16 protein-coding genes are annotated in these 23,801 nt (G+C 34.3%); 8 read left to right on the top strand and 8 right to left on the bottom strand.

All coding sequences use genetic code 11. The features are described from left to right. Positions 1–81: 81 nt before the first annotated feature. From P0R33_RS17765 to P0R33_RS17740, 6 genes are all read right to left on the bottom strand, one after another. A complete protein-coding gene (locus P0R33_RS17765) occupies positions 82–1,044 on the bottom strand; it encodes a glycoside hydrolase family 5 protein (RefSeq protein WP_276172502.1) in 963 nt (320 codons plus the stop codon). 12 nt (positions 1,045–1,056) lie between these two features. Next, on the bottom strand, positions 1,057–2,289 hold the full coding sequence (locus P0R33_RS17760; RefSeq protein ID WP_276172501.1) for a glycoside hydrolase family 27 protein: 1,233 nt from the start codon (positions 2,287–2,289) through the stop codon (positions 1,057–1,059). An 84-nt stretch (positions 2,290–2,373) separates the two neighbouring features. Continuing rightward, positions 2,374–3,432, bottom strand: coding sequence for a hypothetical protein (locus tag P0R33_RS17755; RefSeq protein WP_276172500.1), 1,059 nt, complete (start codon positions 3,430–3,432; stop codon positions 2,374–2,376). 17 nt (positions 3,433–3,449) lie between these two features. Further along, a complete protein-coding gene (locus P0R33_RS17750) occupies positions 3,450–5,048 on the bottom strand; it encodes a RagB/SusD family nutrient uptake outer membrane protein (RefSeq protein WP_276172499.1) in 1,599 nt (532 codons plus the stop codon). Positions 5,049–5,060: 12 nt separating this feature from the next. Next, a complete protein-coding gene (locus P0R33_RS17745) occupies positions 5,061–8,258 on the bottom strand; it encodes a TonB-dependent receptor (protein WP_276172498.1) in 3,198 nt (1,065 codons plus the stop codon). Positions 8,259–8,577: 319 nt separating this feature from the next. Further along, positions 8,578–9,456, bottom strand: coding sequence for an AraC family transcriptional regulator (locus tag P0R33_RS17740; RefSeq protein WP_276172497.1), 879 nt, complete (start codon positions 9,454–9,456; stop codon positions 8,578–8,580). A gap of 293 nt (positions 9,457–9,749) precedes the next feature. On the opposite strand from P0R33_RS17740, the gene P0R33_RS17735 reads away from it, so the two are divergent. The 8 genes from P0R33_RS17735 to P0R33_RS17700 all read left to right on the top strand — a co-directional run bounded on the left by P0R33_RS17735 (position 9,750) and on the right by P0R33_RS17700 (position 20,108). After that, the gene (locus P0R33_RS17735; protein WP_276172496.1) at positions 9,750–10,886 is read left to right on the top strand and encodes a glycosyl hydrolase; all 1,137 of its coding nucleotides are present in this window, start codon (positions 9,750–9,752) and stop codon (positions 10,884–10,886) included. 39 nt (positions 10,887–10,925) lie between these two features. Next, complete coding sequence (locus P0R33_RS17730) at positions 10,926–12,317, top strand: MFS transporter (protein ID WP_276172495.1); 1,392 nt, start codon at positions 10,926–10,928, stop codon at positions 12,315–12,317. A 27-nt stretch (positions 12,318–12,344) separates the two neighbouring features. Then, positions 12,345–13,535, top strand: a complete 1,191-nt coding sequence (locus tag P0R33_RS17725) for a glycosidase (RefSeq protein WP_276172494.1) — start codon at positions 12,345–12,347, stop codon at positions 13,533–13,535. 6 nt (positions 13,536–13,541) lie between these two features. Beyond that, the gene (locus P0R33_RS17720) at positions 13,542–14,732 is read left to right on the top strand and encodes an AGE family epimerase/isomerase (RefSeq protein ID WP_276172493.1); all 1,191 of its coding nucleotides are present in this window, start codon (positions 13,542–13,544) and stop codon (positions 14,730–14,732) included. A 35-nt stretch (positions 14,733–14,767) separates the two neighbouring features. Continuing rightward, positions 14,768–15,316, top strand: coding sequence for a carbohydrate binding domain-containing protein (locus tag P0R33_RS17715; RefSeq protein ID WP_276172492.1), 549 nt, complete (start codon positions 14,768–14,770; stop codon positions 15,314–15,316). A 6-nt stretch (positions 15,317–15,322) separates the two neighbouring features. Beyond that, on the top strand, positions 15,323–16,552 hold the full coding sequence (locus P0R33_RS17710) for a glycosyl hydrolase (protein WP_276172491.1): 1,230 nt from the start codon (positions 15,323–15,325) through the stop codon (positions 16,550–16,552). Positions 16,553–16,707: 155 nt separating this feature from the next. Continuing rightward, complete coding sequence (locus tag P0R33_RS17705; protein ID WP_276172490.1) at positions 16,708–17,994, top strand: cellulase family glycosylhydrolase; 1,287 nt, start codon at positions 16,708–16,710, stop codon at positions 17,992–17,994. 134 nt (positions 17,995–18,128) lie between these two features. Beyond that, positions 18,129–20,108 (top strand): glycoside hydrolase family 97 protein, encoded by a 1,980-nt coding sequence (locus P0R33_RS17700; RefSeq protein WP_276172489.1) that lies wholly within the window; start codon positions 18,129–18,131, stop codon positions 20,106–20,108. A 57-nt stretch (positions 20,109–20,165) separates the two neighbouring features. Here P0R33_RS17700 and mgrA read toward each other — a convergent pair whose 3' ends face one another. Together mgrA and bglX are read right to left on the bottom strand one after the other, a co-directional pair. Continuing rightward, positions 20,166–21,122: an L-glyceraldehyde 3-phosphate reductase gene (mgrA, locus tag P0R33_RS17695; RefSeq protein ID WP_276172488.1), complete on the bottom strand. Its 957-nt coding sequence runs from the start codon at positions 21,120–21,122 to the stop codon at positions 20,166–20,168. Positions 21,123–21,423: 301 nt separating this feature from the next. Further along, positions 21,424–23,721 (bottom strand): beta-glucosidase BglX, encoded by a 2,298-nt coding sequence (bglX, locus tag P0R33_RS17690; protein WP_276172487.1) that lies wholly within the window; start codon positions 23,719–23,721, stop codon positions 21,424–21,426. Positions 23,722–23,801 lie beyond the last annotated feature (80 nt).

Here is a 23,801-nt window from a genome sequence, read left to right as displayed (position 1 = left end):
TCTCTAAAGGAAACACAATTGATATAACAAAAAAAGCCTGCTCAATAATTGAACAGGCTTTAAAAAAAATTAAACTAACTTTTATTCCTTATTATACTTTCTCAAATATTCTCGAACTTTAATTCCAGAGTCTTTTAAATCTTCCTCTTTCCATTTTCCTTCGGAATTGGCAGATTTCTTCAAAATTGAACATGTTTCATCTTTATCTGAAATTGACCAAGTAATCCAGCTGAGTTTTTTAGATTCCATCCAATCTATATAATCCTGCCAAGCTTTATAATCTAAAGGACCATCACCAGAAGCTTCCATCCCAGCCGATTCTGAAATAAAAACAGGTAAACCGCTTTTTATGGCTTCGTCTGTTCTATCTCTCAAATATTTCCCGTGAGTTGCCGCATAAAAGTGCATCGTATACATTATATTAGTATAACCCATTATCGGATCTTCGGCAGGACGATCAATATCCTGATCCCAATGCGGACAGCCAACCAAAATAATATTTTTAGGATCGTTTTGTCTAATAACTCTAATTATTTCTTCCGAATAAGCCTTTACCTCCTGCCAAGTTTCATAATCTGGTTCATTAAAAACTTCATATATAATATTAGGATACTTGGCATATTTTCTTGACATTTCATCAAAAAACTTTTTAGCTTCTTTCAAATTAACATTATGACTGTGCCAATCTATAATTACATAGATATCAGATTTAATGGCACCGTTTACAACCGCTTCTATTTTTTGTTTAGAAAATTCTGGATCTTTTATATAGGAATGATCTCCAAGTTCTATTCCCATTGCAGCTCGAACTACATTGCAATTAAAATCCTTTTTTAACCAGCTTACTGCTTTTTCATTATAAAATCTTGGCCACAAACTATGCCAACCAAAACTTAATCCGCGAAGAACAATAGGATTGCTATTTTTATCTACCAACTGCGTTCCTTGAACACTTAATTGTCCATGCTTTTTTACGAATTGCGCTTTGGAAATATTAGCAATCAGCAAAAAAGAAAAAGCGACAATCCAAATTTTTGATTTCATAGTGACAATTTTTTAAGGAATTAATTTTAATGTTATAACATCATGCGACGCAATTTGGGCAATGAAAGCCTTTTTAGTATTTCCTACTTCTTTATTTTTCCAAAGATCTTTTATTTTGAAATTTGTTTTAGAAAAATCGGCTTCATATCCAAAATCAGCATCTTTAATATTGTTTTTCTTCCAATCAAAATTAATTTTTTTCGAAGTTTCAGTTCTATTTACAAAACTTATTGCCCAAGCTCCGTCAGAAAGTGGTTTTACCCAAACTTCTATTCCATCTAAAACAGCATATTTAAAACCTTGAATTCCAAGCTTATCTTGATTTACTAAGAGCAATTCTTTATTGGTTAAAATTGCTAATGTTTCTTTAGACATTTTTCGATAATCATTTCCTGTAAACAAAGGCGAAGAAAGCATACACCACATTGCAAAATGGGTTTTATCTTCGGTATTGTTCATTTCGTTTCCAACTTCCATCATATCAAAATCATTCCAATGATCTGGACCTGAATATTTACGGATATCTTTTCTCATGTCAGCAATTTTCATAAATCCCCAAGAAGACCAATTTTCTGGATGTTTGTATTCGCAATCAAAACAAGGATAAATATCGCCCGAAATTCTCCAAAGATTCCCAATAGGCTTTCCCCATTCCCAAGGTTGATTATCGCCCCATTCGCAAAGGCTAAAAACAATTGGTCTTCCTGCAGTTTTTAGCGCATTACTCATTGTTGCGTAAGCTTCTTTTGCTGTAATTCCTTCTGTATTACACCAATCGTATTTTAGAAAATCGATTCCCAATTTTGCATAAAATCTCGCATCTTGATATTCATAACCTCGTGTACCAGGATAACCAGCGCAAGTTTTTGTTCCAGCGCAATTGTACAAACCGAATTTCAAACCTTTACTATGAACATAATCAATCACTGCTTTCATTCCGCTAGGAAATTTTTCAGGATCTGGAACCAAATCACCATTTACATCGCGTTCGTGTGTCATCCAGCCATCGTCTAATACTATATAATTGTAACCCGCAGCTGCCAAACCAGAAGAAACCATTATATCTGCAGTTTCTTTTACCAGTTTTTCATCGATATTAGTTGCAAAAGTATTCCACGAATTCCATCCCATTGGCGGTGTCATAGCAAGGCCTTCAAATTTTCCAGCTTGCTGTTTATGCGTATTTCCTTGACTGAAACCTAAACTGGACAAACCCAAAGCAAGCAACAAAGCGATTTTTTTCATTTTATAAAACTTAAATTATTATAAAAAGATGTTCCCTAATTTTTCAACTAGGGAACATCTCACAAACTAACTCAAAACAGAATCTTATTTTAATACAAATCCAAGATCATCAAACAGCACAACATTTCCGCCGTCATTGTTAGATTCTTGGAAAGTAATCATACTTAAAGTTGTAGGATTTCCTAATTTATCAAATGGAATTTCTATGTAGACCCAAGTAGTTGTTACTGGAATTACGTAGTTTGCTCCTCCATTCATACTGAAATTTACCTGACCATTTTTAGCTCCTTTTACTGCAATTCTGAAGGCTTTATATTTAGATAAATCAACATTGAAACCCCAGTTACCGCCATCCCAAGCGCCAAAAGTCCATTGCCAAGATTTTTCTCCTTGATAAGAATCTCCATCAAAATCAAAATTAACTCCTTTTCCTGCCCAAGGTCCGCCCCATTGCATTCCGTATAATTTATCATCGTATAAAGCAGTTCCGATTGCTTCTTTTGAAACCGCAGTACCAGAAATATTAGTTACTGCAAGATTTCTATAGTCAGCATTTGCTGGAATTTTCACTACGATTTGTTCTAAAGTTGAAGAAACAATTGTAACCGGAACTTCTGGAAGCGTAGCGGTTTTTGCTAGTGTAACAACAGGATTCAAGAAATATTTACCTTTAATAATTACCTCATCGCCTGCTGCACAATTGATATAATTAAATCCTGAAAAAGTTGGAACTGGAGGAGCAACCGTAAAAGGCATTGTAACCGTACCATTTTTAGTAACGATTTTTAACTCATTTGATGCATTTGCGTACGGCGTATTTTCGTCAATTAAAACAACTATATCTGTATCCGTAACAAATGTTGGTCTAAAATAGGTATCATAATCATTAAAGTAAATCTTCTCGGTAGTTAAAAAACCTTTTCCATGAATGATATAATAGTTTTTAGGATCTCCAATTGTTACAGGAGTCGACGGAAACATATTTCCGTTTTCATCGTAACCCGAACGCATCACACTTTCGATAACTGGCGCGCCTCCCGAAGAAGAAGATGCGCTATCATCATTAGAGCATGAAGTAAAAAACATTAAAGAAAGCATCAGTGCTATGCACGCTGCTAACGAAACAATTTTTATATTTTTCATATTTATATTTTTAAAAATTATTTAAAAGTATACGGTGCTACTTCTTTTAATTTTGGATTTTTAATTAAATCATCAGCTGGATAAGGCAGCAATAAATTTGTTGCAGATATCGTGATGTGTTTCTCATTTTCTTTATCTCCTCTATTCTGAGCTTCTAAAATTGCTTTAGCTTGAGCAAACGGAAGACGTCCTAAATCAAAATAATAATCTCCTTCACAAGCCAATTCTGCACGTCTTTCTTTAAAAATATCATTAAACGAAATTGATGCTTTCTCAGATAAACCTGCTCTTTTACGAACGGCATTGTATGATTTTAAAGCATTTGCATCTGTAGTGCTTCCTGATTGCGAACCTAAAGTAGCTTCGGCATGAATTAATAATAATTCTGCATAACGCATCATATAGCTATTCATACTGCTTTCTCCGTTAAAAGGCGCATTAAAGGGTCCTGTTATTGGCAAGTTTTCTTTTCCGATTACATATTTTTTCAAACCAGCTCCCGAATTTTGAGCTTCATTTGCTAATTCAAAAGTATATCCTAAAAGTTTTGGCGAATCAACTGCCAAAGTTTGCGCATAAGTTAAGTTTGGATAATAATCTCCTGGAAGCATAAAAGTTTCGATTCTTCTTCTATCTCCGTTCTCAAAAACATTCTTAATTAAATCTTGAGAAGGTGCAATCTGACCAGAATAAGTAGTTTCTACCAATCTGTTTTCTGGAGCAAATAAAGTATTAGAGAAGTTCCCTTCAAAATAAGTTCCAGCGCCTGTCCATTGCCAAGAAAAAATAGATTCTTCGTTATTATTGTTTTTTTGAAGCCATAAGTCTGCAAATGATTTTGTTGGCAAAGCCTCGCCTCCAAGTAATTTAAATTCTCCGCTATTAATTACTTCTTGAGCCATTGCTTTTGCTAAATCGTATTTCTTTTGATACAAATAAACTTTAGCCAAGAATGCTTTTGCAGATCCGCTAGAAACGTGTGCGTTGGCAGCATAATCAGATCCTCTGTTTTTTTGTCTCAAATTTGCGATTGCATATTTCAAGTCATTTTCTATGAATTTGTAAACGTCTTCGACAGGATTACTTGGAATAACGAAATTCTTAGAATAATCTGCATTGTTCTCGATAATTGGCACATTTCCCCATAATCTTACCAAGAAAAAATAAGAAAAAGCTCTAATGAAATGCGCTTCACCTAAAGCATTATTCAACGCTTCTTTACTAACATTTGGCCCAACACTTTGCGGAAGATTGCTAATATAAGCGTTAGAATTTGCGATGGCTCCAAAACATGATCTCCATGCATCAGAAATGAAAGCTTGTGAATTGGTAAAACTCAAATCGGTAAACTTTCCAAAATCATTGTATTGGCTGGCATACATATTTCCAGAGATTACATCTGTAATACCGTAAAAAGCCGATTTGTTCATATTAAACCAAACAATACCGTATAATCCGTTGGCAGCATTATCTAACTTCGTGTCCGAATCGTAATAATTACCTACAGTTGGCGCTCCTTCGGCAGGAACATCAAGAAAATCTTGAGAACAAGAAGAAGACATTAACATTAATAATGTCATAAAAACTGCGCTACTTCTTTGTATTATATTTTTCATCTTTAATTCGTATTAAAATTCAACATTAAAACCAAAAGTAATTTGTCTTGGCACTGGATAACGTCCATTATCGACACCAGAAAGCAATGCATCTTGGTTAAAAGAACCAACTTCAGGATCGTATCCTTTATATTTCGTGAACGTATATAAGTTTTGTCCAGAAGCATAAATTCTCAATCTTGTTAGACTTAGTTTAGAGATCATTTCTGAAGGAAGTGAATATCCTAAAGTCACGTTTTGAATTCTTAAATATGATCCGTTTTCAATGTTGCGAGTTGATATTGCATTATTAATATGATCATAAGTTGAAGGTCTAGGAAGCGATGCATCTAAATTTGAAGCAGAATAAAAATCGGCAGCTTCAGTTAAATAATTTGTTCCCATATAACTGTTCATCGTACCAGACAAACGCGTTAGGTTCATTAATTTATTCCCTGCTGTTCCTTGAAGAAAAATAGATAAATCGACATTTTTGTATTTGAAATTATTAGTAAATCCGTAAGTAAATTTTGGGTTTGGATTTCCGATTGGCACTAAGTCATTCAAATCAATAACACCATCATTATTTTGATCTTTATAAATCACATCTCCTTTTTGGAATGCTGGCTGTAAAGAATTTGTTCCATCTTTTAGAACCACTCTATTACCGGCTCCATCTGTGTGACCGTATTTTGTCAAATCATCATCAGTTCTGTAAATTCCCAAAGCTTCATAGCCAATAAATGAACCAATAGGAAGACCTTCTTTTGTTCTCGAAACTGTTACTGTATTGTAAGCAAGCGTATTCATTGTTTTCACAATATTCAAACCTGCCATGTTTGTTACTTCGTTTACATATCTAGTAAAGTTTCCGCTAACATTCCAAGAGAAATTATCCGAGAATTTTTCAGTATATCCTAAAGTAATCTCGATACCTTTATTCTCCATACTTCCAAGATTAAAATACGGCGGATTTACACCACCTTCATAATCTCCACCACCAGAAAGATAATTCGGAAGCGGCACTTGGTACAAAAAGTTTTTATTGACTTTTTTATAAACATCTACCGTAGCGGTAAGTTTAGAACTGAACATATTAAAATCTAAACCGATGTTGGTTTGATCTTGTGTTTCCCATTTCAAATCTTTGTTTGGCGTATTTGCAGGAAGATAAGAAGTTCCCATTGTACTGTTTACTAAGTGTAAATTAGAATCGTACAAATTATTTCCGATTTGATTATTTCCTGTTTGCCCCCATCCAACTCTAATCTTTATACCGTCAACGTATTTTCTTGTGCCTTCCATAAATTTTTCGTTAGAAAGTTTCCAAGAACCACTTACAGAGCTAAAAACACCCCATTTATTTCCGACAAAGAATTTAGAAGATCCGTCTGTTCTAACAGAAGCTGTTAATCCGTATAAGTCTCCATAATCGTAAACCACCCTTCCTAAATAAGAAGCCAAAGTTTGCGTTCCAGAATAAACACCGCTTGTAACCGCTTTAGACAAATCTGAAGCTGAAAGCGATTTATCGTTATTATCCTTATAACCGTAACCAGTTATAGAGTATCCTTCCCAGTGCGCTCTATTAGATTCTTGAACTGCCAAAACTGTAAAATTATGTTTACCAATTGTATTCTTATAAGTAAGCATGTTTTTTAAGTTCCAAGAATTTCCAGTTGACGGATTGTAATATAAGTTAGCATAACTTTTTACCGCATTTCCTAAAGAATACATCGGATCAAAACGTTGTCCTAAGTTGTCATAGATATATCCACCCGCTTCAAATCGATATTCTAAACCTTTTACAATGTCAATTTGTGTGTAGAAATTTCCAGAATAATTCTTTCTAACTAATGTATTTGATCCCAATAAAGAAGTCGCAACAGGATTTACAAAAGAAGTTTGTCCTCCAGCTGGCGGACCTGCAAAGGCACCCGACAATTCTCTAACGGCAACATCTGGAGTTGCTAATAAAGAAGTTGCAACTACTCCATTAAATTGTCCGTTTAATGTTAATTTTTCATCTGTAATGGCTCCACTCACGTTTACACCAACTCTAATGAATTTGTTAACTCTAGCATCTATGTTAGATCTGAAATTATATCTTTTAAATCCAGATTCGATTACAATACCTTCCTGATTTAAAACTCCTCCAGAAATATAATAATTGATTCCGTCTTTACCTCCAGAGAAAGACAATTGATTCGATTTCATAATTCCAGTCTCATAAATCGCATCTTGCCAATCTGTTCCTGCACCTAAAATTTCCGGATGAGCAAATTCAGGACGTTTTGCAGTTGGATCATAAACATCTGCTAAGGCATTTTGATGAATAGCATATTGCTGTAAATTCATCGAATGCAATTTTTTAGGCAGATTACTAATCGAATAAGAGTTTTCGTAAGTCAATTTTCCTGTTCCTTTTCTACCCGATTTTGTTGTTACAATAACAACTCCATTTGCTCCTCTAGAACCGTAAATTGCTGTTGCAGAAGCATCTTTTAAAATATCGATAGACTCAATATCATTAGGGTTTATTAATGATAATGGACTTAAAGTGATATTTCCTGCATTTGAAAAGTTAGAATCTCCAGCCGCATTTCTTCCAGAAGTAGAAGAATTTCTCGCATCTCCAGAAATTGGCACACCATCAATAACGTACAAAGGCTCATTTGTACCTGTTAAAGAAGAAACTCCACGAATTCTTACCGAAACGTTACTTCCAGGTGCTCCAGAGTTACTATTTACGACTACCCCAGCCGCTTTACCTTGCATCATCTGATCGAAAGATGCCACTTTAAGATTTTCAATATCTTTTGAAGCAATACTAGAAATAGCACTATTTACATCTTTACGCTTTTGTGTTCCGTATCCAATTACAACGACATCTTTTAAGTCTTCTGCATTGGATTTTAAAATTACGTTAATCGTTTTTTTACCTTCTACGGCAACCTTTTGCGTTGTGAATCCGATGAAAGAAAATACTAAAGTGGCATTTGGCGGAACATCAATAGAATATTTACCATCAAAGTCAGTAGAAACTGTTGTTTTAGAACCTGCAATAGAAATGTTTGCACCCGGAATAGATAATCCCTTTTCATCAGAAACAGTCCCTGAAACCTTTACCTGAGCTGTAATAAAATTACTTGTCAGCAACAAAAATAATATCAAAGGAACTGCTCTGTGGTTAGCTTTCCAATGAATAAAGTTAGTCATTAGTTTTTTCATAATAAATGTTTGGTTAGTTTAAAGTGTTTATTGCCAATCCAAAAGATAAAATGAGCCTGGATATATTTTATCTTTCAAATTATTTAACAAATCTATAACACTGGGAATTATCAAATCGATAATATTATATCATTTAATGATAATATTTTTGCTGTAAGCGATTTAAAAAACATATATGAAAATAAAATCATATAAATTTTGAATTATTCGCAATGACAATCCTCAAAAACAACCTAAAACATGAATAAAAACTAACGAAAAGTCAAAAATCAAACGTTTTCGTTAAAAATAATATTTATTGATGACAAAAAAGTATCAATTAAAGAATACGTTTCAATCCAGAGAAATCTTCTCTATATTGACTAGGAGTACAATTTTTAGTCGCCTTGAAACTGCGATTAAAATTGGCAATATTATTAAAACCTGATTTAAAAGCTACTTCAGAAACACTCATATCTTTCTCAACCAACCAGCGCGCCGCATAACCAATTCGAATATCATTTATATAGTTGACAAAAGTTTTTCCGGTACGTTTTTTTATAAATCGGTTAAAAGAAATAATCGACATACTTGCCACATTTGCCACATCTTCTAAAGTGATTTTTTCAGCAAAATGTTTTTGTACATATTCGTAAACTAATTTCATTTTATCATAGTCATCGAAAGTATCGTAGTCAACTGTATAAGTAGAAAGCAAACGCTGATTTCTAGAATTTGCCAAATCATATAATAAAGAAGTAATTTCCAAAAAATAATCCATACCATCCAATTTCGAGAGCCTGACAAGCCTTGGCGTTAATTCTTCTGCTGTTTTTTTCGAAAAAAGAATTCCATGAATAGATCTATTAAACATATCTCGAATCGGATTCATGATTCGTCTCGACAATAAAGATTCATGAAACAAATCATTATGAAACTGGATTGTTATTTCGTGAATTTTCTTGCTCGTACATTTATTAAGTTCCCAACCGTGATATAAATTCGGGCCAATCAAAACTAACTCAACATTGTCGATTTCTTCAATATTATCTCCAACAACTCGCTTAACACCTTTTCCATTTAAGATAAAATTGATCTCAAATTCTGGATGATAATGAACGGGAAAATCGAAACTATCTTTTACACGATCAAAAACTAAAAAGCTATCACTTGGTGCAAGCGGCGCAATTTCTCTATAAAAATTCTTTGTAGTACCCATCTTAAAAACTATTTTCAGGAAATCAATATTCTTTTTTTGACTGCAATAATATGATATATAATTGATAAAATAATATTAATTACACGATATTCATCCGTTTATCTTTGAAAAATCAAATTATCATTTCTTTAAAAAGACCATTAATAATAAACATTAATCATTTTTAATTAAATAACTTTTTATAGTTTTAATAATTTTAACAAGCTAACGCTAATTATTTTTTGAATAAACTTTTTAAACTATAATCAACTGTATATTTAGCTTCTAGCAGAAATCAACAAAACTATTTTCTAATGAAAAACCATTTTATAACCCTCCTGACAACAGCATTTTTAAGTACTTCTTGTTTATCTCAAACAAATTCAAGTAATACTAATTTGTCACTTTCAGACAAAAAAGCAACAACAGAAACGAAAGCACTTTATCAAAAACTAAACATATTATCTCAAAAAGGCTTTCTTTTCGGTCATCAAGATGATTTAGCTTATGGAGTTAAATGGAAATATGAAGCAGGAAGAAGCGATGTAAAAGAAACAGCCGGAGATTATCCTGCGGTTTACGGATGGGACATTGCTGGCTTAGAAAATGATAATATTAATAATATAGACGGAGTTCCATTCGAAAAAATGAAACAATATATTATTGAAGCAAATTCAAAAGGCGGAATTTCAACTATTAGCTGGCATTTTGACAATCCTGCAACAGGAAAAGATGCTTGGAATAATGTTCCGAATTCTCTAAAAACCATTCTGCCCGGCGGAGAAAATCATAAAAAATTCACTTCTTGGCTGGATAAAGCCTCCGTTTTTTTTCTTTCTTTAAAAGATAAAAACGGAAAAAACATTCCGATTCTTTTCAGACCTTTTCATGAACTTACTGGCGGATGGTTTTGGTGGGGAAAAGGAAATTGCACGCCAGAGGAATTTAAAACCGCTTGGAAATTTACGGTTGATTATCTCCATAAAAAAGATGTTCACAACTTAATTTATGTATATAATACTGGCGGTTTTGCAAACGAAGCAGATTTCTTAACCAATTATCCTGGAGATAATTATGCCGATGTACTAAGCTTTGACAGTTATCAAAACAATAATGATCCGAATGGCGAAAAGTTTATTCGTGAAGTTCAGAATCAGTTTAAAATATTGAATGAAATCAATTCAAAAAAACATAAATTAATTGCTTTGGCTGAAGCTGGTTATGAAGCTGTTCCAGATCCGAAATGGTGGACAGGAACTTTGTTAAAAGCAATTGGAGATTACAAAATTTCTTATGTGCTTATATGGAGAAATCATGGCTGGCAGGAAAAAGAACAAAAAATGCATTATTACGCGCCCTTTAGCGGACAAGTAAGCGAAAAAGATTTTAAAGATTTTTATAATCTCGACCAAACAATCTTTGAAAAAGACATTACAAAAAAGTTAAAATAATTGCCTTAAGTTTAAATCTCAATCATTAAAAAAATTCTAATGCACGATAAAATTAGTTTAAAAGAAAAAGTGGGTTACGGTCTTGGAGATGCTGCTTCCTCAATGTTTTGGAAAATTTTCAGCATGTATCTGCTATTTTTCTATACCGATGTTTTCGGATTGGCGCCAGCCGTAGTGGGAACTATGTTTTTAATTACCAGAATCTGGGATTCTTGTTTTGATCCAATTGTTGGAATTCTAGCAGACAGAACCAAAAGCAAATGGGGAAAATTCAGACCTTATTTACTTTGGGTTGCCATACCTTTTGCCGTGATTGGAGTTTTAACTTTCTACACACCAGATTTTGACGAAAAAGGAAAAATCATTTACGCGTACGTGACTTATTCTCTAATGATGATGATTTATTCTTTAATCAATGTTCCGTACGCATCACTTCTAGGCGTAATGTCTTCTGATAGAAAAGAACGAAATACACTTTCGTCTTACCGTATGGTTTTTGCTTTTGGCGGAAGTCTTTTAGCACTTTGGTTAATTGAACCTTTGGTAAATTATTTCGGTGGAAATCTCAATTCTAAAACAGGCTGGCTGGCTACAATTTCTGTTTTCGGATTAATCACAACTGTCTTTTTCTGGGCTTGTTTCGCATTCACAAAAGAAAGAATCAAACCAATTGAAGATGAACAAAATAACTTAAAAGAAGATTTAAAAGATCTTCTAAAAAATAGACCTTGGTGGATTTTACTCGGCGCAGGAATTGGCGCTTTAGTTTTCAATTCTATTCGTGACGGTGCCGCAGTTTATTATTTTAAATATTATGTAAGCAGTTCGGTAAATTTCGACTTTTCACTTTTCGGAACCGATTTTCATATGACACCAACTTCTATTTATTTAGTTTTAGGACAAGCCGCAAATATTATTGGAGTAATTGCCGCAACACCAATTGCAAATAAAATTGGTAAAAAGAAAACTTTTCTTGGTGCTATGGCACTGGCAGCAATCCTAAGTTTAGTTTTCTATTTATTTGGAAAAGAAGATGTTGTTTTAATCATGACTTTCCAAGTTTTAATTAGCATTTGTGCGGGTTGCATTTTCCCTTTAATCTGGTCGATGTATGCAGACAGTGCCGATTACTCAGAATGGAAACAAGGCAGAAGAGCAACAGGATTAGTTTTCTCAGCTTCTTCTATGTCACAAAAATTTGGATGGACAATCGGAGGCGCTGGAGCGGGATGGCTTTTAGGCTATTATGGTTTTCAAGCCAATGTTGAGCAAACTGCAACTGCACAAAACGGAATTCAATTAATGTTAAGTATTCTTCCTGCAATTGCTGCGGCAATTTCGGTTGCATTTATTTTATTTTACCCTTTATCAGAAGAAAAATTACAGATTATAGAACAGGATTTAAACGAAAAGAGAAATCAAAATCATTAAAAAATACAGACAAAGAAATCAAATCATATGACAACAATAACCTCTTCAGCTACTTTTCAAGAAAGAAAATCGGCATTAGAAAAACAACATAAAACACTAATCGAACAAAAAAACGAACCGCAAGAAATTATCGGAAACGGTATTTACGAACGTTACAAAAATCCTGTTGTAACAGCAGCGCATGTTCCGTTAAATTGGCGTTTCGATTTTAATGAAAATACAAATCCGTTTTTGCAGGAAAGAATCGGAATCAATGCTGCTTTCAACGCTGGAGCAATGAAATGGAACGGAAAATATCTTTTGGCTGTTCGCGTGGAAGGAATTGACAGAAAATCTTTTTTCGCTATAGCGGAAAGTCCAAACGGAATTGATAATTTCAAATTTTGGGACAAACCTTGCGTGATTCCACAAACTGAAGAACCAGACACAAACGTTTATGACATGCGTCTTGTAAATCACGAAGACGGATTTGTTTATGGTATTTTTTGCACAGAAAGAAAAGATCCTAAAGCACCAAAAGGCGATACAAGTTCGGCTGTAGCCAATGCAGGAATTGTACGTTCTAAAGATTTAGTAAACTGGGAAAGGCTTCCAGATTTGATTTCGAATACAGGACAACAACGAAATGTAGTTTTACATCCAGAATTTGTAAACGGAAAATATGCTTTATATACGCGTCCACAAGATGGTTTTATCGATGTCGGATCTGGCGGCGGAATTGGTTTAGGTTATGTTGATGATATGACAAATCCTGTTGTAAAAGAGGAAAAAATCATTTTTGGAAAACAATATCATACAATTTACGAATTAAAAAATGGTCTTGGTCCAGCGCCAATTAAAACTTCAAAAGGTTGGTTGCACATGGCTCACGGAGTTCGTAATACCGCAGCTGGATTACGTTATACATTATATCTATTCATGACCGATTTGAATGATATTGCAAAAGTAACGCACGTTCCGGCTGGACATTTTATGGGACCAGAAGGAATCGAAAGAGTTGGTGACGTTTCGAATGTTTTATTCTCAAACGGATGGATTGAAGACGAAGATGGAACTGTTTACGTTTATTACGCTTCTTCAGATACAAGAATGCACGTTGCTGTTTCATCTGTAGAAAAATTGGTTGATTATGTAACAAATGCTCCGTCAGATACATTTACCTCTGCAGGTTCTGTACAGACAATTATAAATCAAATCGAAAAAAATAACGCAATTTAAAATACCGTGTCACTACAAAGAAAGCTTTTAAAATCTGAGTTAATCGCAGAACTGAATTCCATTTTAAATTATTGGTCGGAACAAACTGTCGACAATCAAAATGGCGGTTTTGTTGGGCAAATCGATTTTAATGATCATCAAATTGCCAATGCAGAAAAAGGTTCGGTATTAAATGCCCGAATTCTTTGGACGTTTTCTGCCAGTTATCAAACCACAAAAAACGAAAACCACAAAAACCTGGCGAAAAGAGCATTTGAGTATCTAGCTGCAAATTTTTACGACACACAATTTGGAGGTCTTTTTTGGAGTATTAATGAGGATAAAACTCCAAAAGACACCAAAAATCAGATTTATGCTTTGGCATTTGCTATCTACGGATTATCTGAATATTATCTGATTTCTAAAGAGGAAAAAGCTTTAGAAATTGCTAAAAACCTATATCTAAAAATTCAAGAACATAGTTACGACAAAGTAAATAAAGGATATTTTGAAGCTTTTACCAGAGATTGGCAACCCATTGAAGATTTGAGATTAAGCGCAAAAGATGCCAACGAAAAGAAAACCATGAATACACATCTTCATATTATTGAAGGTTATGTGAATTTGTATAAAGTTTGGAAAGACGAAAAACTACTAAAAGACATTATTGAATTACTAGAAACAATTGAAAAACATTTTATCAATCCAGAAACTGGACATTTACATTTGTTTTTTGACGAAAATTGGGTAGAAAAACCAGATGTAATTTCATACGGTCATGATATCGAAGCGGCTTGGCTTTTGCAGCAATGCGCAGAAATTTCAGAAAACGAAACTTTGATTGCCAATTATAAAAAACATGCTATTAAAATTGCCGAAGCTACAAAAGAAGGTTTAGATAACGATGGCGGTTTATGGTATGAATTTGATCCTGAAAAAGACGAATTAATTGCAGAAAAACATTGGTGGCCACAAGCCGAAGCTTTAATTGGTTTTTACAACGCTTATCAATTGACTGGAAAAGAAGAATATTTGGATATCGTTTATAAAATCTGGAAATTCACAAAAAAATACATGATTGACCAGCAAAACGGCGAATGGTATTGGGGAGTTTACAGCGATTATTCTATAATGAAAAAAGATAAAGCCGGATTCTGGAAATGCCCATATCACAATGGCCGAGCTTGTTTGGAACTTATTGCCCGAATTCAAGATTAACCTACGCAAGTTTTAATCCTAACAATATCACTATCATGAAACAGCTTTTACTTTTTAGTTTGTTATTTTTTTCTACAATAACAAATGCTCAAATGAATCTAATCAAAAACTCTGGCTTTGAAAGAGATTTGATTAATTGGACTGGCCAAGAAAATGCTGCAATTTCATCTTATGATAAAAAAACAGGAAGAAGCAGCGCCTTAATCAATCAGTATACTGGCGCAGAATGGAGAGCTTTAGATCAGACAGTTCTAATTCCGAAAAACAGTTACGCTGTAGAATGCAGCGCTTGGATGAAAACCGATCAAGTCGAAACTCAAAAAGAAGAATACAAAGCGGCAGCAATAATTATAGAATTTATCAACGCGGCCGATAAACAAATCAGCTCAGAAACCATCGGAACAGCTAAAAATACTACCGATTGGACCAACTACAAAAAAGCTGTAAAAATACCTGCAAATGCAAAAAAAATTAGAATTATGCTTGCATTGGCACAAACAAACGGGACGGTTTTTTTTGATGATGTAAATATGATAGCGCTTGGAACAGAAGAATTTGCAAAATTAAATCCTGAAGCAAAATAATCTACAATGAAAAAACATTTTGTAAAAATAATATATCTGACTTTAGCGGTTGTAATGGCAACTAGCTGTTCATCAGACAAAGATGCTACGGACGAAATTATCGTAGATCCGCCAATGCAAGACGATCCTTTAACGACTTCAAACGCCGCCTCTTATATGGTTGATGCAAGCGCTACAAAAGAAACAGTCGCACTTTTTTATAATTTAAAAAGACTCGCAAAAACCAAAACCGCAATTGGACAGCAAGATGCATTTAATAGTTTTTATCAAGATGCAGGCGGAGATTCCGACATCAAAAAAAATACAGGTTTTGATCCTGCTGTTTTAGGTTCAGATTTTATGTTTATAACAGATAAAAATAATAATGGACAATCTAATAACTGGTTTTATCAGCAAGAACAAAAAATTACTGCCGATGTTAAAGCCGCTTACGCGAAAGGAATAATCAATACCTTTTCTTGGCATTTAAGAGAACCTAATAATGAAGATTCTTTCTATGCCACTGATATGACGGCAGAACAAAAATCGACAGCTTTTAGAAGTATACTTCCAGGAGGATCAAACAATGAATGGTATAAAAAGAAATTGGATAAAGTTGCCAGCGTAATTTCGAATTTAAAAGGTTCAAATGGCGAATTGATTCCCGTAATTTTTAGACCTTTTCATGAATTTGATGGAAGCTGGTTTTGGTGGGGAGCCGATTTTTGTACTCCAGATGAATACAAAAAAGCTTATCAGTTTACGGTTGATTATCTAAAAAACACAAAAGGCGTTCATAACATTTTATATGCTTTTTCTCCTGATAATTCATACACAACAGATGCCAATTATTTAAGCCGTTATCCAGGCGATAAATATGTCGATATTATCGGAATGGATAATTATGGAGATTTCAATAATCAAGGGCAAACCGGTTCTGACAAAGCAAATTCTAAATTAAAAATTCTTTCGGATTACGCTAAAGCGAAAGTAAAAATCGCCGCCTTAACCGAAACTGGATATCAAGTTACAAGTACAACCCCAGTTATTTCTGATTGGTTTTCGACTTTTATGTACAGCGCATTGACCAAAAATGACATTCAGATAAGTTATGTAATGTTTTGGAATAATACAAAAGATGGATATTATGTACCAAATGGAACAGTTTCAAATTCAGCAGATTTTAAAACGTATAGTTTGAAAACGAAATCGGCTTTGGTGAATTCGCTGCCGAAAATGTATGAAATGCCAAAATAGTTTTTTTGTTTCAGGTTTCAAGTTTCAAGTTCAAATCAAAGTTTCTTAAAATAACGAAAAGCCCTAGCCCCGATAGAAGTGGAAATCCTTTTGTGGCGGGGTTCGCCACAAAAGATTGTAACGGATAGCGGGATTAGCTCCTTAAAAAATAAATTATGAAAAACAGACTTTTTAAAACCCTTTCAATTGCCTTTGTTTTTATGACATTTTTTGTTCAGGCGCAGGAAAAAATTACGGTAAAAGGAAATCAATTTTACAAAGGTGATAAACCTTATGCTTATATCGGAACCAATTATTGGTACGGAAGCATGCTAGCTTCAAAAAAAATAGGAGATCGTAAAAGGCTTTTGCGTGAATTGGATTTAATGCAGAAAAACGGAATCGATAATTTACGCATTCTTGTTGGTGCTGACGGTGGAAAATACGATTTTACCGTTCGTCCAGCATTGCAATATGAGCAAGGAAAATACGACGAAGATTTACTGGATGGTTTAGATTTTTTAATCAACGAAATGAGCAAACGTAAAATGTATGCCGTTTTGTATTTAACCAATAACTGGGAATGGTCTGGCGGAATGTCTCAATATTTAGAATGGAATGGCAAAGGTCCTGTTCCGGTTCCTGCGATTCCACCAAATACTTGGCCCCAGTTTATGTCGTACACGGAACAATTTCATAGCTGTGAACCTTGTATGGAAGCTTTAAACAAGCATGTAAAATTTATTATTGGAAGAACAAACGCTTATTCTAAGAAGAAATACAACGAAGACAACACGATTATGGCGTGGCAAGTCGGAAATGAACCAAGAACTTTTACGCCAGAAAACGAAGTGAAATTCACAAAATGGCTCAATAACATTGTAGATTTAATTGATAGTTTAGACAAAAATCATTTGGTTTCGACTGGTTCTGAAGGAAAAAACAGTTCAAACGACAGCATGGAAATCTTCGAAAGAACGCACAAAAATCCGAATATCGATTATTTGACGATGCACATCTGGCCTAAAAACTGGAATTGGTTTAAAGCAGATAATGCCGAAGCTACAATGCCAAAAACTTTAGAAAACGCTGGAAAATATATTGACGATCATATTAAAGTGGCAAATAATCTGAAAAGACCAATTATCATTGAAGAATTCGGACTTCCGAGAGAAAATGAGAATTTAAATGCGGGAGCGCCTTCAATCTACAGAGATAAATTTTACAGTTACATTTTTAGCAGAGTTGTAGAAAGTCACAAAAATGGTGGTCCTTTGCAAGCAGCCAATTTCTGGGGTTATGGTGGCGAAGGAAAAGCAATTCATCCCGACGGAAAATGGAATCCTGGAGAACCTTTAACTACAGATCCTCCACAAGAACCGCAAGGGTTGAATTCTGTTTTTAATGGTGATAAATCGACATTAGAAATTGTAAAAAAATACAATTTAGAATTAAAAAAGTAAGAATAGTATTCATCCCCATTTTCTGTAGAGACGCACTGCAATGCGTCTAACGTATTGTGAATATTCGTTGCGTAGACGCACTGCGGTGCGTCTCTACAGAATAATCGAAATCGAATTTGATAAAAAAACACAACATGAAAAATACATTTATTCTTTTTTGTTTTATACTCGTAAACTTTTCTTTTGCTCAGAAAAAACAAGATTTTACGTTGAATTCCCTAAATGGAAAAATTCAGGTTAAGATTTCGGTTACTGACAAAATCAGCTGGACAATCTCGCATGAAAACGATTTGATTTTATCACCATCAGAAATGTCTTTGACATTAGACGGAAATATTGTTTTAGGAAAAAATCCAGTTGTTGTAAACTCAAAAAAAGAAACAATAAATAGTTCTTTTGAAACGCCTTTGTACAAAAAAAAATCAGTTAAAAACAATTACAATGAATTGGTTTTAAACTTTAAAAATGATTTCAGTATCGAATATCGTGTTTTTGATGACGGCGCTGCGTATCGTTTTATTAGCAAAAAGAAAAAAGATATTAGGGTTAAAAATGAAGAAGTGGTTTTAAATTTCGATAACGATTACAATACTTTGATGCCGTATGTTCGAGATTTAAGAAATCCGAAAGATCAATTTATTTCTTCATTCGAATCGCATTATGAAAACAAAAAAATAAGCGAATTTTCTAAAGACACTTTAGCTTTTTTACCTTTTTTAATTGATTATAAAAACCATAAAAAAGCCGTTTTTCTAGAAGCTGATTTAGAAGATTATCCAGGATTATTTGTGACAAACAATAAAACCAAAACAGGTTTTGAATCTCGTTTTTCTAAATATCCAACTCAAGAAACCAACGGCGGATTTAATTACCTTAACAAATTAATTACCGAAAGAGCCGATTATTTAGTAAAAACAAAAGGAACGCGAACTTTTCCGTGGAGAGCTATTGTGATTGCTGAAAATGATGCTGATTTGGCTAATAATGATATGGTTCAAAAATTAGCTGAACCGTCAAGAATAAAAGACATTTCGTGGATAAAACCCGGAAAAGTAGCTTGGGATTGGTGGAACGACTGGAATATTTACAACATAGATTTTAAAGCCGGAATCAATACACAGACTTATAAATATTATATTGATTTTGCTTCTAAAAACAAAGTCGAATATGTGGTTTTGGATGAAGGCTGGAGCGTTGAAACCGACATTATGAAACACAATCCGAATGTAGATTTGGAAGCTTTAATCGCTTACGCGAAAGAGAGAAACGTTGGCATTATTTTGTGGGCTTCATGGATGGCTTTACATAACAATATTGATGGCGTTTTTGATAATTATGCAAAATTGGGAGTAAAAGGTTTTAAAGTTGATTTTATTGATCGCGACGATGCAAAAATGGTGAATTCGGTTTATGATATTGCTCAAAAAGCAGCCAATCACAAATTGATCATTGATTTTCACGGTATGTACAAACCAACTGGAATTCAGCGAACTTTTCCAAATATTTTAAATTTTGAAGGCGTTAAAGGTCTGGAAAACAATAAATGGACACCAAACGATGATGTTCCGCTTTACGATACCACAATTCCTTTTATACGAATGATGGCTGGTCCAATGGATTATACGCCGGGCGCGATGCGAAATGCAACAAAAAGCGAATTCAAACCGAGTCATTCGACACCAATGAGTCAAGGAACAAGATGTCATCAATTAGCACTTTACACGATTTTTGAAGCGCCTTTGCAAATGATGGCAGACAGTCCAACTGCTTTTATGAAGGAACAAGAAAGTACTGATTTTATCGCAAAAGTCCCAACCACTTTTGATGAAACTGTTGCGCTAAATGGAGAAGTTGGAAAATATGTTTCTATCGCTAGAAGAAAAGGAAATACTTGGTACTTAGGCTCAATAACAAACTGGGATTCACGAGATATTACAATTGATTTTTCTTTCCTTGAAAAAGGCAAAAAATTCCAAGCCGAAATTTTTTCAGATGGTTTAAATGCCGACAAAGCTGCAGCTGATTATAAAAAAGAGATTATCACCGTGGATTCGACAACGAAATTAAAATATCATTTAGCAAACGGCGGCGGATTGGCGATTATTATTAAATAAGAAAAGGAGAACAAATTAGTTCTCCTTTTTATCATTTCACATTTTACAAATAACATTTTACGCTAATATCTTCTCAATCGCATTCAATTCATCCTGCGAAAACTCAGTATTTTGAAGACAATCAATATTATTACACAATTGCTTTACAGAACTCGCTCCAATTAAAACCGAGGTAATTCGCTTGTCTTTTTGCAGCCAAGCCAAAGCCATTTGCGCCAAAGATTGATTTCTATTTTGAGCAATTTCATTCAGTTGAATTAATTTCTGAATTCTTTCTTCAGTAACCTCATCTTCTTTCAAATGCCCATCTGGATTATGCGCTCTGGAATTTTCTGGAATTCCTTTTAAATATTTATCCGTTAAAAGTCCTTGCGCCAAAGGCGAAAATGCGATACAACCTACACCTTTTTCCTCCAGAATATCTAACAATCCATTTTCAACCCAACGTTCCAGCATTGAATATTTTGCTTGATGAATTAAACATGGAGTTCCTAATTGTTTTAAAACATCAACAGCAACTTTCGTCTGCTCTGCCGAATAATTACTGATTCCAACATACAACGCTTTTCCGCTTCTGACAGCATGGTCTAAAGCCATCATGGTTTCTTCAATTGGCGTTTCGGGATCTGGACGGTGTGAATAAAAAATATCAACGTAATCAACATTCATTCGTTTTAAGCTCTGATCTAAACTTGATAATAGATATTTTCTTGAACCCCAATCTCCGTAAGGTCCTTTCCACATGGTGTAACCTGCTTTGGTAGAAATAACAATTTCATCACGCAGATTTCCTTGAAAATTATGCCATAATATTTTACCGAAATTTTCTTCTGCAGATCCAGGAACTGGGCCATAATTATTCGCTAAATCAAAGTGTGTAATTCCTTTATCAAAAGCCTCAATGGCGATACTTTCGGCATTTTCAAAATTATCTACTGAACCGAAATTATGCCATAATCCTAAAGAAATTTCTGGAAGAAGCAGTCCACTTTTTCCGCATCTGTTATATTTCATTTTTTTAATTTATAAGTTGGAGTTTTAATAGATTTTAAAGGTAGAAAAATATCAAAAGATATTAATTTAAAAGTTATGCTTTTTTTAATCACGCAAAGTCGCAAAGTTTCTTTTGAATAGCCCCTAGCTTCAGCTAGGGAAATAAGATTTGAATAAGAAAGGGCTTTAGCCAAACTTTGTAGGTTTGGCTAAAGCCCTTTCGATTGTGTTTATATTTTCATCCAGCTAAAGCTGGACGCTATTCAATCTTATTTTTAAAAACTAAACTTTGCGACTCTGCGACTTTGCGAGATTAAAACTTTTAGTCTTTAATCTCAAAACCACTTTGCAAACCTTTATCAGAACTTCCTCCAACCATGATTTTAAAAGTTCCTGGTTCTACTAAATAATTTCCTTCATTATCATAAAAACCAAGTTCTTTATCCGTTAAAGTAAAGTTTACCGTTTTGGTTTCTCCTTTTTTCAGATTAACCAATTCAAAGCCTTTTAATTCTTTTATCGGACGAACAATACTTGCAAATTCATCATGAATGTATAACTGAACTACTTCTTTTCCATCATAATTTCCTGAATTTGTAACTTCAACGCTCACTTGAACTTTTTCTCCTTTTGCGAAAGCAGTTTTATTTACTTTCAGGTTTTTATAATCGAATTTAGTATAACTCAAACCAAAACCAAACGGAAACTGAGGTGTTTTCTCCACATCCATATAATGCGACCAAAAAACATTTTTATCGCTGTCAACTGGTCTTCCTGTACTGTATTTGTTGTAATAAATTGGCACTTGACCAACATTTCTAGGAAACGACATTGGCAATTTTCCGCTTGGATTATAATCTCCATAAAGAACCTGCGCAACCGCATTTCCTGTCTGAGTTCCTAAATGCCAAGCTTCTACAATTGCCGGAACATTTTCTGCTGCCCACGGAATACTTAACGGACGACCGTTATTTAAAACCAAAACAACATTTTGATTTACTTTAAAAATTTCTTCTAATAATTCCTGTTGTAAGCCAGGCAAGTTAAGATCTGTTCTACTTCTTCCCTCACCACTTTGGAAACCGTATTCACCTAAAACCATTACCACAACATCAGCATTTTTCGCAGCTGTTTTTGCCGCTTCAAATCCGCTTTTATCTGTTGTATTGAAAACCGTTTCCGTAAGGAAAGTCGCTTTTTGTTTTAATAAATCAACACCTTTTTCAAAAGTCAATTGGTTATTCTTATATTCTTGCATTCCTTCTAAAACGGAAACCGCAGTATCATCAGAGGCTGCAATTCTCCAACTTCCCAACGGACTATTTTTATCATTTGCCAAAGCTCCAATCAAAGCGATTTTCTGTCCGGATTTCTTTAGCGGAAGCAAATTCTTTTCATTTTTTAATAAAACGATCGATTTCTTTGCCATGTCTAGAACGCCATCGTTGTTAGCTTTACTTCCAACCACTTCTTTCTCACGTTTTTCATCGCAATATCTGTACGGATCATCAAATAATCCCAATTCAAATTTCACACGCAAAATTCTGCGGACAGCATCATCAACCAAAGCTTCTTTTACTTTTCCAGATTTTACCAAATCAACCAATTTTGCAACATACAAATACGATTCCATATCCATATCAGAACCTGCAATTACAGCTTTTGCAGTGGCATCTGCTTCGTCTTTTGCATAACCGTGTGCAATCATTTCACGAATCGAAGCATAATCAGAAATTACAAATCCGTCAAATTTCCATTTTCCTTTTAAAATATCTCTTTGTAAAAAGGCATTTCCAGTTGCAGGGACACCGTTCAACGTATTAAACGAATTCATAAACGTACGAACTCCTGCATCGACAGTTGCTTTAAAAGGAGGCAAAACCGAATTGTACAATTTAGAATTACTTATATCTACAATATTATATTCCAAACCCGCTTCAACATAACCGTAAGCCGCAAAGTGTTTTGCACAAGCCGCAATCGTATTTACTTTAGCCAAATCTGCAACAGTTTCTCCCTGAAAACCTTTTACTCTGGCATACCCAACTTTACTTCCCAAATACGCATCTTCTCCTGCACCTTCCATCACACGTCCCCAACGCGCATCATTTGCAACGTCGACATTTGGTCCAAAAGTCCAATTTATACCAGATGCCGAAGCCTCATCTGCCGCAATCGCCGCCGATTTCTTAATTGCTTCCAAATCCCAACTCGCTGCTTCTGCCAACGGAATCGGACTTAACGTTTTATAACCATGTATTACGTCGAAACCTATAATCAACGGAATTCCCAAACGAGTTTCTTCAACTGCAATTTTCTGTACGGCACGAACTTCTTTTACACCTCGCACTGTCAGCATAGAACCGACTAATCCTTTTCTTAAATGTTCGTATTTTAATTCTGCCGATCCACCTTTTGGTGCTGGTCCCGTAACATCCCAAAAACCATTATATTGATTCATTTGCCCTACTTTTTCTTCCAGCGTCATTAACGGCAAAAGCAGATCAATACGTTGTTCAACAGCTTTATTTTTATCCAGATACGGCTTTTTTTGTGCATTCATATTTCCAACAGTAAACAGAGCGAAAACTCCAATAATTAGTATTTTTTTATTTTTCATATGTGGTTTAGTTAGTTTTTTTTTAAGTTGCTGAGACGCTAAGGTTCTGAGCTTCTAAGTTTTCTTTTTGGGTGTGGTTT

The sequence above is a fragment of the Flavobacterium sp. YJ01 genome (assembly GCF_029320955.1).
Taxonomy (GTDB): domain Bacteria; phylum Bacteroidota; class Bacteroidia; order Flavobacteriales; family Flavobacteriaceae; genus Flavobacterium.
The sequence above is the reverse complement of the archived record's forward strand: the minus strand, read 5'-3'. Positions and strand labels throughout refer to the sequence as shown.

Coding starts and splice junctions, on each gene's coding strand:
- P0R33_RS17710 (WP_276172491.1), top strand. CDS start 15,323: ATGAAAAAACATTTTGTAAAAATAATATATCTGACTTTAGCGGTTGTA.
- P0R33_RS17745 (WP_276172498.1), bottom strand. CDS start 8,258: ATGAAAAAACTAATGACTAACTTTATTCATTGGAAAGCTAACCACAGA.
- P0R33_RS17700 (WP_276172489.1), top strand. CDS start 18,129: ATGAAAAATACATTTATTCTTTTTTGTTTTATACTCGTAAACTTTTCT.
- mgrA (WP_276172488.1), bottom strand. CDS start 21,122: ATGAAATATAACAGATGCGGAAAAAGTGGACTGCTTCTTCCAGAAATT.
- P0R33_RS17760 (WP_276172501.1), bottom strand. CDS start 2,289: ATGAAAAAAATCGCTTTGTTGCTTGCTTTGGGTTTGTCCAGTTTAGGT.
- P0R33_RS17740 (WP_276172497.1), bottom strand. CDS start 9,456: ATGGGTACTACAAAGAATTTTTATAGAGAAATTGCGCCGCTTGCACCA.
- P0R33_RS17765 (WP_276172502.1), bottom strand. CDS start 1,044: ATGAAATCAAAAATTTGGATTGTCGCTTTTTCTTTTTTGCTGATTGCT.
- P0R33_RS17735 (WP_276172496.1), top strand. CDS start 9,750: ATGAAAAACCATTTTATAACCCTCCTGACAACAGCATTTTTAAGTACT.
- P0R33_RS17705 (WP_276172490.1), top strand. CDS start 16,708: ATGAAAAACAGACTTTTTAAAACCCTTTCAATTGCCTTTGTTTTTATG.
- P0R33_RS17730 (WP_276172495.1), top strand. CDS start 10,926: ATGCACGATAAAATTAGTTTAAAAGAAAAAGTGGGTTACGGTCTTGGA.
- P0R33_RS17755 (WP_276172500.1), bottom strand. CDS start 3,432: ATGAAAAATATAAAAATTGTTTCGTTAGCAGCGTGCATAGCACTGATG.
- P0R33_RS17725 (WP_276172494.1), top strand. CDS start 12,345: ATGACAACAATAACCTCTTCAGCTACTTTTCAAGAAAGAAAATCGGCA.
- P0R33_RS17750 (WP_276172499.1), bottom strand. CDS start 5,048: ATGAAAAATATAATACAAAGAAGTAGCGCAGTTTTTATGACATTATTA.
- P0R33_RS17715 (WP_276172492.1), top strand. CDS start 14,768: ATGAAACAGCTTTTACTTTTTAGTTTGTTATTTTTTTCTACAATAACA.
- bglX (WP_276172487.1), bottom strand. CDS start 23,721: ATGAAAAATAAAAAAATACTAATTATTGGAGTTTTCGCTCTGTTTACT.